We start from the raw sequence: 736 nt of genomic DNA, 5'->3' as shown, positions 1-736 counted from the left end.
CAATGGGCCCTGTAGGCCCGGCTGGGGCAGCCGGGGGGCCTCCCGGCGCGACTGGAGCAACTGGTGCAACTGGTGCCACAGGAGCCACAGGCTCACAAGGACCCATTGGAGCTCAAGGGCCTCAAGGTGCACAAGGCTCAGTCGGCCCTCAAGGTCCTCAAGGTTTCCGAGGCGATCAAGGTGTTCAAGGACCTCAAGGCGCCGTTGGCCCTCAGGGACCCCAAGGTCCTCAAGGTCCTCAAGGACCGCAAGGCAATGCCGGGCCGGTCGGTCCACAAGGTCCGATAGGCGTCGGTCTTGTAGGCCCGACAGGCGCTACCGGAGCGACAGGGGCCGTTGGCGGGCAAGGGGTGCCAGGGGTTCAAGGACCACAAGGGAATGCCGGGGCTACGGGCGCAACCGGAGCAACCGGTGAGATTGGACTCCAGGGACCTGTCGGACCTCAAGGGCCACAAGGCAATGCTGGACCTCAGGGGACGCAAGGAGTGGCTGGACCTCAAGGACCACAGGGACCACAAGGACCGATCGGAGCGACAGGTGCAACCGGTCCGGCCGGGCCTACCGGCGCTAATGGTCTCCCTGGCTCTAACGGTGCCACGGGGGCAGCCGGAGCTACAGGTGCGACCGGGCCGACGGGCGCCGACGGGGCTGCAGGTGCGACGGGAGCGACTGGCGCTGACGGGGCTACGGGCGCTGACGGGGCTACGGGCGCAACCGGAACGGCAGGCGCTGGGGG

The 736-nt window shown here is 68.1% G+C and carries 1 protein-coding gene and 1 pseudogene; both read left to right on the top strand.

What is annotated here, in order from left to right; all coding sequences use genetic code 11:
- Positions 1-63 precede the first annotated feature (63 nt).
- On the top strand, positions 64-288 hold the full coding sequence (locus PAT3040_RS39640; RefSeq protein ID WP_219930349.1) for a hypothetical protein: 225 nt from the start codon (positions 64-66) through the stop codon (positions 286-288).
- 197 nt (positions 289-485) lie between these two features.
- Positions 486-736: pseudogene (locus tag PAT3040_RS38265) on the top strand (BclA C-terminal domain-containing protein); the annotation flags it as partial.

This window comes from Paenibacillus agaridevorans, assembly GCF_003112455.1.
GTDB classification, from domain to species: Bacteria; Bacillota; Bacilli; order Paenibacillales; family Paenibacillaceae; genus Pristimantibacillus; species Pristimantibacillus agaridevorans.
The sequence above is the reverse complement of the archived record's forward strand: the minus strand, read 5'-3'. Positions and strand labels throughout refer to the sequence as shown.